This is a genomic window from Azospirillum thermophilum (assembly GCF_003130795.1).
Lineage (GTDB): Bacteria > Pseudomonadota > Alphaproteobacteria > Azospirillales > Azospirillaceae > Azospirillum > Azospirillum thermophilum.
Genome location: NZ_CP029356.1, coordinates 1 through 15931, shown reverse-complemented (window position 1 = coordinate 15931; position 15931 = coordinate 1). Strand labels below are relative to the sequence as shown.

General features: G+C 68.3%; 19 protein-coding genes, 1 tRNA gene and 1 pseudogene. 9 read left to right on the top strand and 12 right to left on the bottom strand.

Annotation, left to right across the window (positions count from 1 at the left end):
* The first annotated feature begins 171 nt into the window (after positions 1-171).
* Positions 172-519, top strand: coding sequence for a DUF6496 domain-containing protein (locus DEW08_RS21375; protein ID WP_109331162.1), 348 nt, complete (start codon positions 172-174; stop codon positions 517-519).
* Between the two features lie 130 nt (positions 520-649).
* Here the strand turns inward: DEW08_RS21375 and DEW08_RS21370 are convergent.
* From DEW08_RS21370 to DEW08_RS21315, 12 genes are all read right to left on the bottom strand, one after another.
* A tRNA-Phe gene (locus DEW08_RS21370) sits at positions 650-725 on the bottom strand.
* Between the two features lie 119 nt (positions 726-844).
* Positions 845-1051: a DNA gyrase inhibitor YacG gene (gene yacG, locus DEW08_RS21365; RefSeq protein ID WP_109331158.1), complete on the bottom strand. Its 207-nt coding sequence runs from the start codon at positions 1049-1051 to the stop codon at positions 845-847.
* Entirely contained in the window at positions 1048-2235 is a 1188-nt protein-coding gene (locus tag DEW08_RS21360) for a ribonuclease E/G (RefSeq protein WP_109331157.1), read from the bottom strand. Before DEW08_RS21360 ends, yacG begins: the two co-directional genes overlap by 4 nt.
* A complete protein-coding gene (locus tag DEW08_RS21355; RefSeq protein ID WP_425429132.1) occupies positions 2232-2831 on the bottom strand; it encodes a Maf family protein in 600 nt (199 codons plus the stop codon). The genes DEW08_RS21360 and DEW08_RS21355 overlap by 4 nt, the downstream gene beginning before the upstream one ends.
* Before the next feature lie 34 nt (positions 2832-2865).
* Complete coding sequence (infA, locus tag DEW08_RS21350) at positions 2866-3084, bottom strand: translation initiation factor IF-1 (RefSeq protein WP_012977999.1); 219 nt, start codon at positions 3082-3084, stop codon at positions 2866-2868.
* A gap of 110 nt (positions 3085-3194) precedes the next feature.
* Entirely contained in the window at positions 3195-4199 is a 1005-nt protein-coding gene (locus tag DEW08_RS21345; RefSeq protein WP_109331153.1) for a lysozyme family protein, read from the bottom strand.
* A gap of 80 nt (positions 4200-4279) precedes the next feature.
* Entirely contained in the window at positions 4280-6550 is a 2271-nt protein-coding gene (locus DEW08_RS21340) for a hybrid sensor histidine kinase/response regulator (protein ID WP_245986830.1), read from the bottom strand.
* Between the two features lie 182 nt (positions 6551-6732).
* Complete coding sequence (locus DEW08_RS21335; protein WP_109331139.1) at positions 6733-7194, bottom strand: arsenate-mycothiol transferase ArsC; 462 nt, start codon at positions 7192-7194, stop codon at positions 6733-6735.
* 17 nt (positions 7195-7211) lie between these two features.
* A complete protein-coding gene (locus tag DEW08_RS21330; RefSeq protein ID WP_109331138.1) occupies positions 7212-7694 on the bottom strand; it encodes a UPF0262 family protein in 483 nt (160 codons plus the stop codon).
* 26 nt (positions 7695-7720) lie between these two features.
* Positions 7721-9031, bottom strand: a complete 1311-nt coding sequence (gene hisD / locus DEW08_RS21325) for a histidinol dehydrogenase (protein ID WP_109331137.1) — start codon at positions 9029-9031, stop codon at positions 7721-7723.
* Positions 9015-9767, bottom strand: coding sequence for an ATP phosphoribosyltransferase (gene hisG, locus DEW08_RS21320; protein WP_425429131.1), 753 nt, complete (start codon positions 9765-9767; stop codon positions 9015-9017). The genes hisD and hisG overlap by 17 nt, the downstream gene beginning before the upstream one ends.
* Positions 9768-9831: 64 nt before the next feature.
* A complete protein-coding gene (locus DEW08_RS21315; protein ID WP_146214748.1) occupies positions 9832-10170 on the bottom strand; it encodes a hypothetical protein in 339 nt (112 codons plus the stop codon).
* Positions 10171-10303: 133 nt separating this feature from the next.
* Here DEW08_RS21315 and DEW08_RS21310 point away from each other — a divergent pair, with 133 nt between their 5' ends.
* The 8 genes and pseudogenes from DEW08_RS21310 to DEW08_RS21275 all read left to right on the top strand — a co-directional run bounded on the left by DEW08_RS21310 (position 10304) and on the right by DEW08_RS21275 (position 15905).
* On the top strand, positions 10304-10576 hold the full coding sequence (locus DEW08_RS21310; RefSeq protein WP_109331127.1) for a hypothetical protein: 273 nt from the start codon (positions 10304-10306) through the stop codon (positions 10574-10576).
* A 444-nt stretch (positions 10577-11020) separates the two neighbouring features.
* A complete protein-coding gene (locus DEW08_RS21305) occupies positions 11021-11218 on the top strand; it encodes a hypothetical protein (protein WP_109331126.1) in 198 nt (65 codons plus the stop codon).
* Between the two features lie 69 nt (positions 11219-11287).
* Positions 11288-12067, top strand: coding sequence for a MetQ/NlpA family ABC transporter substrate-binding protein (locus DEW08_RS21300; RefSeq protein WP_245986828.1), 780 nt, complete (start codon positions 11288-11290; stop codon positions 12065-12067).
* Positions 12068-12112: 45 nt separating this feature from the next.
* A pseudogene (locus tag DEW08_RS21295) lies at positions 12113-13176 on the top strand (methionine ABC transporter ATP-binding protein).
* Complete coding sequence (locus DEW08_RS21290) at positions 13142-13810, top strand: methionine ABC transporter permease (protein WP_109331124.1); 669 nt, start codon at positions 13142-13144, stop codon at positions 13808-13810. Before DEW08_RS21295 ends, DEW08_RS21290 begins: the two are co-directional and overlap by 35 nt.
* A gap of 22 nt (positions 13811-13832) precedes the next feature.
* Positions 13833-14624 carry a MetQ/NlpA family ABC transporter substrate-binding protein gene (locus DEW08_RS21285; protein WP_109331123.1) on the top strand — a complete coding sequence of 264 codons (792 nt, stop codon included), beginning with the start codon at positions 13833-13835 and terminating at the stop codon, positions 14622-14624.
* 195 nt (positions 14625-14819) lie between these two features.
* Positions 14820-15206: a response regulator transcription factor gene (locus tag DEW08_RS21280; protein ID WP_109331121.1), complete on the top strand. Its 387-nt coding sequence runs from the start codon at positions 14820-14822 to the stop codon at positions 15204-15206.
* Between the two features lie 156 nt (positions 15207-15362).
* On the top strand, positions 15363-15905 hold the full coding sequence (locus tag DEW08_RS21275) for a chemotaxis protein CheC (RefSeq protein ID WP_245986827.1): 543 nt from the start codon (positions 15363-15365) through the stop codon (positions 15903-15905).
* The last annotated feature ends 26 nt before the right edge of the window (positions 15906-15931 follow it).

Genomic DNA, 15931 nt, shown 5'->3' with positions numbered 1-15931 from the left:
CCGGTCGATTGTCTCCGGAAGCAATTCAGCCGCGGCAGGGGGGCTGGTCAATGGCTCAGACGTCGAGTTTGGCCGGCAATCCCCCTGCCGGGGGTAGCGTGTTGGGAGTAGCGGGAAACCAACTGCCATTGCGTGCGGTTGTGGTCTTGAACCCACAGCCTGGAGGCGGACATGGCACAGCAGTCCAGGGAGCAGAAGGAAACGGTCGAGCGCGTCATGCACGAGTTCAAGCATGGCGACCTTGAGACCGGCCAGGGACGCAAGGTGAAGGATTCGAAGCAGGCGATCGCCATCGCCCTGCGCGAGGCCGGCGCATCCCGCAACGCGAGCAAGCAGAAGAACCGCGAAGCCCTGAAACGGACGAAGCGACGCGAACGCAGCGATGCTGCCGAGGCCGGGGAGGGATCGGATGAGGGCGAAAGCCGCGCGGCACTCTATGCCGAGGCCAGGCGCCGGAACATCCCCGGCCGTTCGAAGATGAGCAAGGACGACCTGAAACAGGCGCTGCACAGGTCCTGACGCAGGGAAGACCTGCGAGCAGGCACCCCCGCCAAAGCAGAACCGACTTTGGGAGGTGGATTATCTTTAGCGTGGGGAACTTATCGCGCGATCCGCACCACTCATCCTCCAGACCATCGAAGAGGAAGAGTGGTGCCCAGGGGCGGAATCGAACCACCGACACGGGGATTTTCAGTCCCCTGCTCTACCAACTGAGCTACCTGGGCACCGGTGCTACAGCGTTGCTTCGCTTTCGTTTCGAAGCTCGCCGCAGCGCGTCGAGGGCCGCTTTGTAGGAAAATTCGGGCGGGCTGTCTAGCAGAAAATTCAAAAAATTTTCCGAGGCTCACTCCGCCTCCGGATCCGCGTCATTGGCAGCCGGATCCGGCCGTTCAGACCCTTCGATCCGGTAGACGCCACCCAGCCAGCGCGACAGGTCGACGTCGGCGCAACGCTTGGAGCAGAAGGGCTTCACTTCGGTGACGCTCGGGCGGCCGCAGATCGGGCAGGTGCCAGCGGCCGTCGCCGGTGGGGTGGGGGATGGGGTGGTCATGCATCGGTCTCCGCATCAGGGCCGGGCGCCGCCAGCAGGGCCGCCAGCGCGGTTCCGCGCCGTGCCCGCGTCATCTCCACGAGGCCCAGTTTCGACATGCCATAGACTTGGGTTTGCGCCGGATCGCCCTCCACCGCGTGGGATAGGGCATTCAGGACGCGCTCCTGGTCGCTGCGGTGGCGCATATTGACGAAATCGACGACGACGATGCCGCCGACGTTGCGCAGGCGGAGCTGGCGGGCGATCTCCGCCGCTGCCTCCAGGTTCACGTCCAGCGGGTTGCCGCGCTCCCCCGCATTGACGTCCACCACCGTCAGCGCCTCCGTCCGCTCGATCACCAGCGACCCTCCCGCCGACAGCGGCACGCGCGTCTCGAGCAGGGCGGCAATCGCCGAATCAAGGTCATGATGGTCGAACAGCCGGCCGGCGGCATCGTGGCGGATGACCAGCGGCTCGAGGTCCGGGGCCGCGTCGCCGCACCAGCGCCTCAGCGCTGTCGCGAGCGCGTCGCCGTCCACCACGATCCGCTCGGGGGCGGGGGTGCCATGCTCGATCAGGGCGCGCACAGGGGCGGTCGGGCCGGGATGGAGCAGGGCCGGGGCGGTGCCGGCCGTCATCGTCTGGGTGATCGCGCGCCACGTCAGATGAAGCGCTTCCGATTCGGCGGCGAGCAGGCCGTCCGCCGCCTCGGCGGCACCCGCCCGCAAGATCCAGCCGGCGCCGGGGACCAGCGCCTGGATGCGGTGCGCCAACTGCGCCCGGACGGGGCCGCTGCCCAGCCGTTTCGAAACCGCGATGTCCCGGCCCAGCGGCGCATGGACGAGGAAGCGGCCGGGCAGGGTGACGTCCATGGTCAGGGACGGTCCCTTGGCGCCGACCGCGTCCGCCTTGACCTGCACGAGGACCGGTTGGCCGGTGCGCAGGGCCGATCCGATCCGCTCCACCCGCCCCTTCGGCCCGCGGACGTCCGAAACGGTCAGCAGGCCGGACTTGCCGGTGCCGAGGTCGATGAAGGCGCCGTCGAGGCCGGTGGCGATCCGCTCCACCCGGCCGCGGAACACGCTGCCGAGCAGCGACGGCCGTGCGTCATGGTCGATGTAGAGGTCGGTCAGGCGGCGGTCGGTGAGGACGGCGGCCCGTGTCAGCGGCCCGTCCCGGTCGATGACGATCTCGACGCCGCTCACGGCCTGGGGAAGCCGGCGCCGAAGAGCAGCCCCGCCACCTCATGCAGCGGCAGCCCGACGACGTTGCTGTAGGAACCGCCGATCCAGCGGATCAGTGCGGCGGCGCGGCCCTGGATGGCATAGCCGCCGGCCTTGCCCCGCCATTCGCCGCAGGCGACATAGGACGCCATCTCGTCGTCCGACAGGGCCTTGAACGTGACATCGGTCCGCACCACCCGCTCCAAGCGGCGCGGCGGCGTTCCGTCAGGCGAGGGAAGGAGCAGGACGACGCCGCCGAACACCCGGTGCCGGCGACCCGACAGCAGGCGAAGGCACTGGCGTGCCTGGGCTTCCTCTTCCGCCTTGGGCAGGATGCGGCGGCCGCAGGCGACGACGGTGTCGGCAGCCAGGACCCAGGAGTCCGGGTGCCGTTCGGCGACGCGCGCAGCCTTCTCGCCGGCAACACGCAGGGCGTGCTGCGGCGGCAGCTCTTCGGGGAGAGGGGTTTCGTCGATGTCGGCGGGGTCCACCGCGTCCGGGACGACTGCGATCTGGCGCAGCAAATCGAGCCGGCGCGGCGAAGCCGACGCCAGCACGAGCCGGGGCGCCTTCAACATGCTCATCACGCGGTAGACGAAACGGATTGCGCGGTTACTTGAACCGGAAGGTGATCCGGCCCTTGGTCAGGTCGTACGGCGTCATCTCCACATTGACGCGGTCGCCAGCCAGAACGCGGATCCGGTTCTTGCGCATCTTGCCCGACGTGTGGGCGAGAACCTCGTGATCGTTGTCGAGCTTCACCCGGAACATCGCGTTCGGCAGCAGTTCGACCACGGTCCCGGAAAACTCGATCAGGTCTTCCTTTGCCATATTACCTTAAGTCCATAACAAGTTTCGCGGCAATAACTGACCTTCCCGGGCCGCCGGGTCAAGGGGGATTCCCGCAAAGCGACACATTCCGCCGCAGGAGCGGACGCGCATCAGCCCTGCGAAAGCTCTGCGGATCGGCCTCCGGCGTCCTCCGGGAGCGCGACCGTCTGGAAGGGATTCAACGGCGAGGAGGTGCCGTGATCCAGCTTTTGCGGCTGTTCCGCGGCCTTGGCGATCGCCGCGAACATCTCCCGCTGGTCGGAGTCCATGCGCCGGGTGAGGCGCCCGACCGCCTCCGCCACCGTCAGTTCCCGGCCGCTCGCGCGGTCGTAGAACAGGGTCGGATTCGCCTTCGCGGCGGAGGGAAGCAGTTCGGCCGCGGCTGTACGGGGGCTCGATTCGGCCGCCTTGATCAATCTGGTGGCGCCGCCGACGCCCATGACATAGGCGATGCGGCTCTCGGTCTCGGTCGCGGGACGGCCCAGCCGCTTCTCCAGCCGCTCCCGCCCCTCGGCGAGGTAGCGGGCCGCCATGCCGGCCGACAGGTCGACGTCGTGGCGCAGGTCGAGGATCTTCTTGCGGACTGCCGGGTCCTTGACCGAGGCGATGCCGTTGCGGCTGTCGATCTGGCTCGCCAGCTCACCGTGGCCGTAGGCGGCGCCATGGCGGCGGAACAGGTCGAGCCAGGTACGCTCCAGGAACTGGAAGGGGCCGGCCGCGGAGCTGCGGCTGTTGCGGGCGGCTGCATCGAGGCCGCTTTCCTGCGTCGCCTGGGCGAGGATGGCGGTGAAGCTGTGGCCGGACAACCCGGCGACCTGCTGCGAGGCCAGCACCACGCGCGCGGCGGTCGGGTTCTCGGCCATGGTGGTTGCCAGCCCCGGCTTGCGGGCGGGCAGCGGGACCAGCGTGCCGTCCTCCAGCAGCATCGGCGGCTCCGGCTTCAGGCCGGGAGCCGGCGGGGCCTTCTGGCCGTTTGCCAGGCGCCCCTTCGGCACGGGCAGCGATTCGGCCAGCACGTCACGGAAGGAGGAGGAACCGCCATCACCCGCAAGCCCGGCCGACGGCGTCGGCTTGCGCTCGGGAACAGGGGTGAGGGACGACTCGACGAGCTTCATGGAACACCAACGGCGCGAAGGGATCGCCGCCGCAGCGTCCGATCCGGTCGGAGGAGTGTAGCACAGCCCGTTCGGTCTCGTCAGTTTTGGTGGATCAATTGCGGAACCGGATCGCGCAGCGCCAGCCCGGCCCAGTGGTCGACCGCGGCGAGCAGCTTGGCCTTGTCCAGCGGCTTGGCGAGGTGCGCATTCATGCCCGACTGCAGGCACCGCTCCACCTCCACCGCCAGGACGCCGGCCGACAGGGCGACGATGGGGATCCGCCCGGCAGGGCCGGGCATGGCGCGTATCTCGCGGGTCGCCTCCAGCCCATCCATCACCGGCATCTGCACGTCCATCAGGATGAGGTCGTAGCTGTTGACTTGCATCGCCGCCACCGCCGCGGCCCCGTCATTCACCGCATCGACGTGATGGCCGGCCTTGGTCAGCATCGTGACCGCAAGATCGCGGTTCATCGCCAGATCCTCCGCCAGCAGGATGCGGTACCCCGGGCCGTAGGCCGAGGTGGCGGAGGGGGCGGCCGGCTCCAGCGCCGTGGCGGCGCTGCCCGCCGGCTGCAGGGGCAGGCCGAACCAGAAGGTGCTGCCGACCCCGGAGCGGCTCTCCATCCCGATCTCGCCGCCCATCAGTTCCACCAGCCGGCGGCAGATGGCAAGGCCGAGACCCGTTCCGCCGCGCCCGCGTTCAAGCTGGGTGAAGCGCTGGAAGAGCTGGTTCTGCCGCTCCTCCGGGATGCCGATGCCGGTATCGGTCACCGTGAAGGTGTAGCGGCGGGTGCCGCGGTCGTCCTCCGATGCCTTGACCGACAGCCGCACGCTGCCGCTGTCGGTGAACTTTACGGCATTGCCCAGCAGGTTCAGCAGGATCTGCCGCACCCGGTCCGGGTCGCCCATGACGAAGCCGCGCGCCGAGGCGGAGATGGCGGTCTGCAGCACCAGCCCCTTCTGCTCCGCCGCCAGCCGCACGATGGCGACGCAGCGGTCGGCGAGGTCGTCGATGCGGAAGGGCACGTTGACCAGATCGAGCTTGCCCGCCTCCAGCTTCGACAGGTCGAGCACGTCGTTGATCACGGTCAGCAGCGAGCGCCCCGCTTCCCGCACCTGGGAGGCGTAGCGCCGCTGCTCGGCGGTCAGCGGGGTTTCCAGGAGCATCTCCGCGAAGCCGATGACGCCGTTCATCGGCGTCCGGATCTCGTGGCTCATGGTCGCCAGGAACTCCTCCTTGGCGCGGCTGCCGGCGCGCGCCTCCTCCATGGCGGCGCGCAGTTCCTGCTCGCGCTGCTTGAGGCGGCGCGACATGTCGTTGAAGGCGTGGGAGACGACGCGGAACTCGTTCGGCGCGTTCTCCGCCTCGATCACCGTGCCGGCCCCGCCGGCACCGATCCGCGAGGCCGCCTGGCTCAACACCCACATCCAGCGCAGCACCGAGGCATGGAGCAGGGCCCAGAGCGCGCCGACGCTGATCACCCCGGCGACGCCGAGCAGTCCCAGCCCCTGGATCAGGTCGTGCCTCGCCTCGGCCAGCAGAGGATCGATCGGCATGCCGATCGCGAAGACGGTATCGGTGTCCGCCGCGTGCTGGAACGCCCAGAGCCGCTTCTTGCCGTCGGCGCTGGTCGCCTCGAAGAAGCCGTTGCGCTCGCGCAGCATGTGCTGGATATGGGGCAGTTCGGACACGTTGCGGCCGAGCCAGCCCTCCGGGTCGGGCTGGCGGGCGACGATGACGCCATGGCGGTCCAGCACCATGACGCGGGCGTCCTCCTGCTTGGCCACCTTGACGAGGTCGGTCAGCCAGGTCAGGTCCACCGCCACGCCCATCACGCGCCGGATCTGGCCGTTCTCGAGGATCGGCAGAACCGCCATGATCAGCGGCTTGGCCGACCGGCGGCCGATGACGAAGTCGCTGACGACGAAGGACTTGGTCTCCAGCACCCGCTGGAAGTACTCACGGTCGCGCAGCGTGATGCCGGAACCGGGACCGGTGGTGTCGCAGATCAGGTTGCCGTCGGCATCGGCCAGCCAGACGCCGGTGGTCCAGCGGTGACGGCGCGGCATCGGCGCCAGGGTGGAAACGCAGGAATCCGTGTTGTCGGCGGTGGCGTTGCGGATTTCCGGCACCAGGGACAGCACGCTGAGGAGGTTGCGCGCCTCGCCGATCAGGTCGTGCTGGCGGTCGACGCCGTCGTCGGTCAGGTGAAGCGCGAGCTCCCGCGCCGTATCCATGCGATCGTCGAACTGCTGGTCGAAGACATAGAGGGCCCCTCCCAGCGGCAAGGCCAGGGACGCCAGCACCACACCCATCAGCCGCACGCGGAGGCTGCGGGGGCTGATGGTCCGGATCAGGCGGGACAACAGGCCATCTGGCATCTTGCAAGGCTCTCCGACGCGTCTGCCGGACTGTAGAGGGGGGAAGCCCGGGCCTCCTTGATTCAGCTCAATACCACCGACCCGACTGGATGGGAACGCCGACGCGACAAAATAGTTGCAGAGATTTCAATTTTTACCCGCACCATCCGTAATGGAATGGCCGGCGGTCAGACGGTCGGTCCGCGCGTCAGGGGGAAGCGGTCCTTGATCCTGGCCAGCAGCCCGTCACGCACCTCGCGGTAGGCGGCGAGCATGGCGTCCCGGCTGCCGTCCGCCAGCGTGGGGTCGAAGGTGTTCCAGAACTCGACGTCGCACGCCATGGTGCGCGTCATCTCGATGGCGCGGTGGTGGGCCTCCGGCGACAGCGAGACGATCAGGTCGAAGTTGGTGTCCTCCAGATCCTCGAAGGTGCGGCAGCGGTGGCGGGACAGGTCGATGCCGATCTCCTCCATCACCGCGACGGCGAAGGGGTCGACCTCGTCCCCTTCGCGGACGCCGACCGAATCGACGTAGATCCTGCTGCCATGGAAATGGCGCATGATCGCCGCCGCCATGGGGGAGCGGATCATGTTGTAGGTGCAGGCGAACAGGATGCTCGTCAGCGGGAGGGTCTGCGTCAGCGTGGCCATGCGCCGCGCGGCCTCCCTCAACCGCGGATATGCAGGACGCAGATCAGCGTGAACAGCCGCCTTGCCGTTTGCAGGTCCATCTCCACCTTGCCGGCCAGCCGATCGCGCAGCATCTCCGATCCCTCGTTGTGCAGGCCGCGGCGGCCCATGTCGATGGCCTCGATCTGCGAGGGCGTCGACCGCTTGATGGCGGCGTAGTAGCTCTCGCAGATCAGGAAATAGTCCTTCACGATGGACCGGAAGCCGGTCACCGGAAGCGTCACCTTCTCCAGCAGGCTGTCATCCTCGCGCCGGATGTCGAAGACCAGCCTGTTGTCCTCGATCGACAGGTGCAGGTGGAAGGGGCCGGCATCGGCGTGATCGCAGGGGCAGAACTCGTTCTCTTCGAGCAGGTCGAAGATGGCGACCGCGCGCTCGTGCTCGACCTCCGGCTTGCGCCGGACGACCGTCTTCTCATCGAGCGTGACGTGAACGATGCGCCGGTTGTTCTTTGCGACCACGCGGCTCCTCCCCCCGATCCCTGCCGTCAGGTTTGCGTCCCGGCGGCCGACAGACGCAGTGCCACGGACAGCGCGTGCGCGTCCAGCCCTTCCGCACGGGCGAGCGTGACGGCGGCCGGCCCGATCGCCCGGATGCCCGCCGGGTCGCAGCCGACGAAGGTCGTCCGCTTCATGAAATCCAGCACGTTGAGGCCGGAGGAGAAGCGGGCGCTGCGCGCGGTGGGCAGCACGTGATTGGGGCCTGCGACATAATCGCCGATGGCTTCCGGCGTGTGGCGGCCGAGGAAGATGGCGCCGGCATTGCGCACCCGTGCCGCCAGGGCGTCGGGATCCTCCACCGCCAGTTCCAGATGCTCCGGCGCCAGCCGGTCGACCAGCGCCGGGGCGTCGGCCAGCAGGTCGCGCACAGTGACGATGGCGCCGTGGTCGCGCCAGCTCTGGCCGGCGATGGCCGCGCGGGGAAGCGTCTCCAGATGCCGGTCCACCGCGGCGGCGACGGCATCGGCGAAGGCGTCGTCGTCGGTGATCAGGATCGACTGGGCCGAGGTGTCGTGCTCCGCCTGCGACAGCAGATCCATGGCGATCCAGGCCGGGTCGTTCTTCGCATCGGCGACCACCAGGATCTCCGAGGGGCCGGCGATGCTGTCGATGCCCACCGTGCCGTAGACCAGCCGCTTGGCCGCCGCGACGAAGGCGTTGCCCGGCCCGACGATCTTGTCAACGGGCCGGATCGTTTCGGTACCGTAAGCAAGAGCCGCCACCGCCTGGGCTCCGCCGATCCGGTAGATCTCGGTGATGCCGCAGCGCTTGGCAGCCGCCAGCACCAGCGGATTGAGCTGTCCGTCCGGGGTCGGAACGACCATCACCACCCGCCCGACCCCGGCGACCTTGGCCGGCAGGGCGTTCATCAGGACCGAGCTGGGGTAGGAGGCGGTGCCGCCGGGAACATAGAGGCCCACCGCGCCGACCGCGGTCCAGCGGGCGCCGAGCCGTACGCCGGACGCGTCGCGGTAGTCGGTCACCTCCGGCACCTGCCGGCGGTGGAACTCCTCGATGCGGGCCGCGGCGAGGTCGAGGGCGGCCAGGGTCTCCGGATCGCATTGAGCGGTCGCCGCGTCCACCTCCGCGGCGCCGATGCGCAGGGTGGCGGGCGTCAGGGTCTGGCGGTCCCAGCGGGCGGTGAAGTCGATCAGCGCCGCGTCGCCGCGGGCGCGGACCTCGGCGATGACGCCGGCGACCAGGGTCTGCACGTCCTCGCTGGCTTCCCGCTTGGCATGGAGCAGGCCTTCGAAGCGGTCGGCGAAATCGGCGCTCGTCGCATCAAGCCTTGCGGGCATTCACGGCCTCCCGGAACCGGTCGATCCAGTAAGAGATTTCGTCGGGCCGCGTCTTGAAGGCGGTCCGGTTGACGATCAGGCGCGAGGTCACGTCGGCGATATGCTCGACCTCCACCAGCCCGTTCGCCTTCAAGGTGGAACCGGTGGACACCAGGTCGACGATGCGCCGGCACAGGCCGAGCGTCGGGGCGAGCTCCATGGCGCCGTTCAGCTTCACGCATTCCGCCTGCACGCCGCGGGCCGCGAAATGCCGGCGGGTCACTTCCGGGTATTTGGTCGCCACGCGCACATGGCTCCACCGCGTCGGGTCGTCCCCCTCGATCATGTCCGCCGGCTCGGCCACCGACAGGCGGCAGGCGCCGATGCCGAGGTCGAGCGGGGAGTAAATCTCGGGATAGTCGAACTCCATCAGCACGTCGTTGCCCGCCACGCCGAGATGGGCGGCACCGAACGCGACGAAGGTCGCCACGTCGAAGGAGCGGACGCGGATGATGCTGAGGTTCGGGACGTTCGTGGCGAAGCGCAGGAGCCGGCTGTTGTCGTCGTCGAAGGCCGCTTCCGGCTCGATGCCGGCATGGGTCAGCAGCGGACGCAGCTCCTTCAGAATGCGGCCCTTGGGCAAGGCAAGCACCAGCTGGTCGTCGGGCGTCGAGCGACCGGCGGAAGCGCCAAGGGCACTGGTGTCGGCGGGCAAAACTCTCTCCTCGGATGGACCGCTCGGCGATAGATAGCACATTCCGCGCCGCCGTCACCGTCTTCAGCAGCGCATCTCTGCCGTGCGGCCCGTCCGATCGGGCGGATCACCGCTTCGGCGCCGGTCCGCCGGGCGTATCCATGCCTCCCGTCGCCTCGCCGGTGCCGCCGGCCCCGGTCCTGGGCGTCATGCCGCCCGGTTGCAGCCCGGACGCCGGTCCGCGCCCGCCGCCCGTCGGCGCGGGCGTGTCGGCGGTGCCGCCGGCCTGACGGGCCGTATCGGCGGGACCGCGCTCCACCGGACCCGCGCCGCCGCTGCCGGTTCCGGTTCCGGCAGAGTCCGGGGAGCGGGAGCTGTCCGCCTGCGCCAGACGGTCCCGGGTCGCCTCCAGGTTCTGCGGGTCGATGCGGTCCTGGTCCGTCTTGCTCGCGTCGGGATCGGCCATGGCGATGATCTCCTGCCGCATTGGGATGACCGATCCAACACGGCGTCCTCCCGGCGGTTCCGGGGCGGTTTCCGGGGAACCGGTCCGGCAGGGCGCGGTTGGCGGTGCAGAGCCAGACACCAGGAGGGCAACCATGCCGCACGAGAACCGCAAGACCTCGGACCAGCCGTCCTCTCCCTCCATGCGGGGGCAGGGAATCGACGAGACCCGGGCAGAGCGCAACGGCGACCTGTCCGGCCGGGGCGACGCGACGCCGGTCGGAAGCTCCGAGCGCCTGAAGGCCGAGGCCGAGGGTCGTGCCGTCAGGGCGACCACGCCGGATGGCAAGCCCTATGCCGACGACTGGGATCCCGACAGCCACGACAAGGGCACAGCCCGGACGGGCAGCCCCGGCAACGAGATTTAGGGCGGCCCGGGCGCCGTCCCCGCTCCCCGCCTCTGCCCGGAAGCGGGGAACGGGCTTGCTGCACAAAAAACATTTGTAAGATGTGAAATAGTGATTTGCACATTCGATTTTGCGTTTTTACCCTTGACGCATTGTCCACCCCTGTCGTAGAAAAGTCTCCGGACGCCCAAGGGGGCATCCCGCGGCAATTTGAACGCAGCAGCTTGCGCCGCGTCACCAAACGCTAAAGCGCCACGATGCCGGTCGTGGACCTTCGACAGGAGTGACCGGAATGTTCGACCTCAAGACCACTCCCCCGATCCAGCGGATATCGGCCCGCCGTTCCCCGGCCGCCCGAATGTGTTGTCGCTGCGCCTGACCGGCCGCCGCACCCATTCCATCCGCAGTCGATCGACCCGCGCCGCCCTGGGACTTGCGCCGCAGCGGGTCGGGGGAGAGTTTGTCATGACCAACGCCAACGCGTACGCCATCGAAGTGCAGGGCCGGTCCGCCGGCATCGTCGTCGCCGACCGCGGCGCCTTCACCTTCTTCGTCTCCGACTGGGCCTTCCGTGACCTCGACCGCCGGGTTTTCCGGAATGTCGGGCAGGCGGAGCGCGCCGCCCAGCTTCATTACAAGCGGCTGCCCAACCACCGCCGCTGATCATCCGTCCGGGCCCCTATTCGTCTCCGACATTCGCCGACCGCTCCATTCATGCCGAGGACCACTGCCGTGAAGCGTTTCCTGACGGGCGCCACCCTCTCCGCCCTGCTGTTCGCCGCCGTTCCCGCCCTTGCCGAACCGCTGAAGCTCGGCGTCTCCGCCGGCCCCTACGGCGAGATCCTGGAGTTCACCGCCAAGCTCGCCGCCAAGGAGGGGATCGAGGCGAAGGTGATCGAGTTCACCGATTGGAACATGCCCAACGCGGCCCTGCAGGCCGGCGACATCGACGCCAACAACTTCCAGCACCAGCCCTTCCTCGACAACCAGATCAGGCAGCGCGGCTACGACATCGTGCCGGTCGCCAAGAGCGTCGTCGTGCCGATGGGCGTCTATGCCAAGAAGCTGCAGTCGCTGGCCGACCTGAAGGAGGGGGCGTCGGTCTCCATCCCCAACGACCCGACCAACGGCGCCCGCGCCCTGTTCCTGCTGGCCGACGCCGGGCTGATCGGGCTGAAGGACGGGGTGGGGCTGAACGCCACCATCGCCGACGTGGTGCGGAATCCGAAGAAGCTGAGGTTCGTCGAGCTGGACGCCGCCCAGCTTCCCCGCTCGCTCGACGACGTCGACGCCTCGGTCATCACGCTCAACTATGCGGTTCTCGCAGGGCTGAACCCCAAGACCGCTTTGAAGTTGGAGGACGACCAGTCGAAATGGCATCTGGTCTGGGCGGTGCGGCGCGACCGTGCGGAGGATCCGACGATCAAGCGCTTCATCGCTCTGTACCGGTCGCCCGAGGTGCGCCAGTTTATTGAAACGCGCTTCAACGGCACCATCGTTCCGACCTGGTAAAGGAGGGTTGGGGGCGCCGCGGTGCCCCCGAACGGTTAGACGACCATGATTACTCTTGAGAAAGCACAGAAGATCTATCCCGCCCGCGGGTCGGGCGCCCCGGTGCAGGCGATGGCCGAGATCGATCTGGCCATCGGGCGGGGGAGATCTTCGGGATCATCGGCCGCTCCGGCGCCGGAAAATCCACCCTGCTGCGCACCATCAACCTGCTGGAACGGCCGACCGGCGGCCGGGTGCTGGTGGACGGCGTCGACATGACCACGCTGTCCGCCGCCGATCTGCGGCGGGAGCGCCGCTCCATCGGCATGATCTTCCAGCACTTCAACCTGCTGTCCTCGCGCACCGTCTTCGACAACGTCGCCTTCCCGCTGGAACTGGCCGGCACGCCGAAGGCGGAGATCCGCGCGACGGTCGAGCCCCTGCTGAGCCTCGTCGGGCTGGCGGACAAGCGCGACCGCTATCCGGCCGAGCTGTCCGGCGGCCAGAAGCAGCGCGTCGGCATCGCCCGAGCGCTGGCCAGCAAGCCGAAGGTGCTGCTGTCGGACGAGGCCACCTCGGCCCTCGATCCGGAGACGACGGAGCAGATCCTGCACCTGCTGGGGGACATCAACCGGCAGCTCGGCCTGACCATCGTGCTGATCACCCACGAGATCGCGGTGATCAAGGAGATCTGCCACAAGGTGGCGGTGATGGAGAACGGCCACATCATCGAACAGGGGCCGGTCTTCGACATCTTCGCCCACCCGAAGCATCCGACCACCCGCAGCTTCGTCGATCCGGTGATCAACCGCGGCATTCCGGACTCGCTGAAGGCGCGTCTGGCGCCAAGCCCCGCGGCGGGATCGACCCCCGTGCTGCGCATCACCTTCACCGGCGAGAAGGCGACGAGCCCGGTGATCAGCGCGATCAGCCGCAAGCTGAACCTGGACCTGAACATCTGGCACGGCCAGATCGACGAGATCCAGGGCGCCCCCTTCGGCACGCTGGTGGTCGAGGCGCTGGGCGACGCGCAGGCGGTCGAGGCCGCCATCAGCCTTCTGAAAGTCAACAATCTGGGCGTCGAGGTTCTGGGCCATGCTCTCCCCGCAGATCTACGAGCTGCTGTTTAAGGCTCTGCTCGACACGCTGCACATGGTGGCGGTGTCGGGCGCGCTTGGCACGGTGATCGGGCTGCCGATCGGCGTGCTGCTGGCGGTCACCGGGCGGGGGGAGCTTCTGCAGAACCTCGTCTTCAACCGGATCGTCGGCGCGATCGTCAACATGACGCGCTCGACCCCCTTCATCATCCTGGTGGTGGCGATCATCCCCTTCACGCGGCTGATCGCCGGCACCTCCATCGGCACCACGGCGGCGATCGTGCCGCTGACGGTGGCGGCGGCCCCCTTCATCGCCCGCATCGTGGAGAACGCGATCCGCGAGGTGGACCGGGGGCTGATCGAGGCGGCGCAGGCGATGGGCGCCACCCCCTTCCAGATCGTGCGCAAGGTGCTTCTGCCCGAAGCCCTGCCGGCGATCGTCATGGGCCTGACCCTGTCGGCCGTCAGCCTGATCGGCTACTCCGCCATGGTCGGCGCGGTCGGCGGCGGCGGTCTGGGCGACCTCGGCATCCGCTATGGCTATCAGCGCTTCCTGCCCGAAGTGATGCTGGCCGTCGTGGTCGTCCTGATCGTGCTGGTGCAGATCGTGCAGTCGACCGGCGACTGGATCGCCCAGCGGGTCAACAAGCGAAACCTGAAGCGTTAAGAACGATAAAGAGGATTTGGAGATGCTGCGTATCCGTTCGCTGGCGACCCTGCTCGCCGGTGCCGCGACCCTGGCGATGGCCTTCGGGGCGTCCGCCGAGACCATCAAGATCGGCGTCACCCCCGGCCCGCACGCCCAGATCCTGGAGGTGGTGAAGCCCATCGCCGCCAAGGACGGGCTGGACCTCCAGGTCCTCGAGTTCTCCGACTACGTCATCCCGAACCAGGCGCTGTCGCAGGGCGATCTCGACGCCAACTCCTTCCAGCACCAGCCTTACCTGGACAACCAGGTGAAGGACCGCGGCTATGACCTGGTCAGCGTCGCCAAGACGGTGGTCTTCCCGATCGGCATCTATTCCAAGACGGTGAAGAGCCTTGACGAGCTGAAGCCGGGCGCCAAGGTCGCCATCCCCAACGACCCGACCAACGGCGGCCGCGTCCTGCTGCTGCTGCAGTCCAAGGGGCTGATCAAGCTGCGTCCGGATGCCGGGCTGAAGGCGTCGCCCATCGACATCGTGGAGAATCCGAAGAAGCTGCAGGTGGTCGAGCTGGACGCCGCCCAGCTTCCCCGCTCGCTGGACGACGTGACGGTGGCGGCGATCAACACCAACTACGCGATCGAGGCCGGCCTGGATCCGGCGAAGGACGCCATCGCCCGCGAGGCGGCGGAGAGCCCCTACGCCAACATCATCGTCGTCCGCAAGGCCGACCAGGGCAAGCCGTGGGTCGCCAAGCTGGTGAAGGCCTACCAGAACGACGAGGTCAAGCGCTTCATCGGCGAGAAGTTCAAGAACGCGGTGGTTCCGGCCTGGTAACCAATCCCGGTCTTCCATCGTTTCGGCCCGTGAGACGCCTTTCCGGCACACCACCGGAAAGGCGTTTTCCGTTCGCGGTACCGGCAACGGAACGCCGGTCTGAAGGGAAGATCTGACAATAGCGTCTGGATTGGTGCGATCCACCCTGTATAATCCACGAAATCATCTGCTGGCCACCTCCGGAAGGCATATATCGTGAGTAAGACCGTAATAGTGGTGGATGACAGCAAACTGTCTCGCATGCATGTCCGGTCACTGGTTCTACGGCATCAGCCGGAATGGTCGGTAATGGAAGCGGCGAACGGCGATGAGCTTTTCGCCAAGTTGGGCGAGAACACGGTCGATGTTGCGATCATCGACTTCAACATGCCGGGGGACAACGGCCTGGAAGTCGCGGAGAAGCTGCGCGCCCGGAAACCCGACGTGCAGATGGGGATCATCACCGCCAACGGCCAGGAGTCGGTGGTTTCCGGCATCCGGGCGCTGGGCGCCGCCTTCCTGCCCAAGCCGCTGGACGAGGAGCAGGTGGCCCGGTTCCTCGCCGCTGCGGCCCTGCCGCGCCGCCGCGCTTCACGGTCTTGACCGCCGGCCGGGGGCTGCTCATGGGCGACGGCCCCACCGAGACCGGCGCTTCCGGTTCCAGCCGGCCGGGGCTCGAGCTGAGCGAGCTGGAGCGTGACGCGCTGACCGAACTCGGCAACATCGGGATCGCCACCGCCCTCCACCGCGCTCAGCCGCATGGTGCACGGCCTCGTCTCGCTGTCGGTGCCGACGGTGGAACTCGTGGCGCCGGACCATCTGGCCGCCGCCCTCGAGTCGGCGCTTCCCGGCCCGCTGGTCGGAATTGCGGAGGGGCTCGGCGGCGTCTTCCAGGGTACCGCCCTGCTCGTCTTTCCCGCCGCGGGCAGCCTGCCGCTCGTCCGCGCCTCGCTGCCGCCCGGCATCCCGGCGGAGGACGCGGCGGAGATGGAGGAGGAGGGGCTGGCGGAAATCGGCAACATCGTGCTGAACAGCGCACTTGCCCGGATCGCCAACCTGCTCGGCAGCACCATCCAGACCGCCCTGCCGGCGGTGACCAGGGGAGGGGCGGCCGACCTCCTGCAGACCTGCGGCATTCCGTCCGGAGCCTCGCCGCCGGTGATCCTCTTCCATGTCGCCTTCCGGGTGGAGAGCCTGGACGTCGGCGGCCGCATCGTGCTGGCGCTCGATGCCGCATCGACGGGCGTGCTGCAACAGGCCATCGGACGCTACATCGCCCGGCTTCTGGACGAGCCGGACTGAACTGACCAATCCCGTCCGCTAGAGCC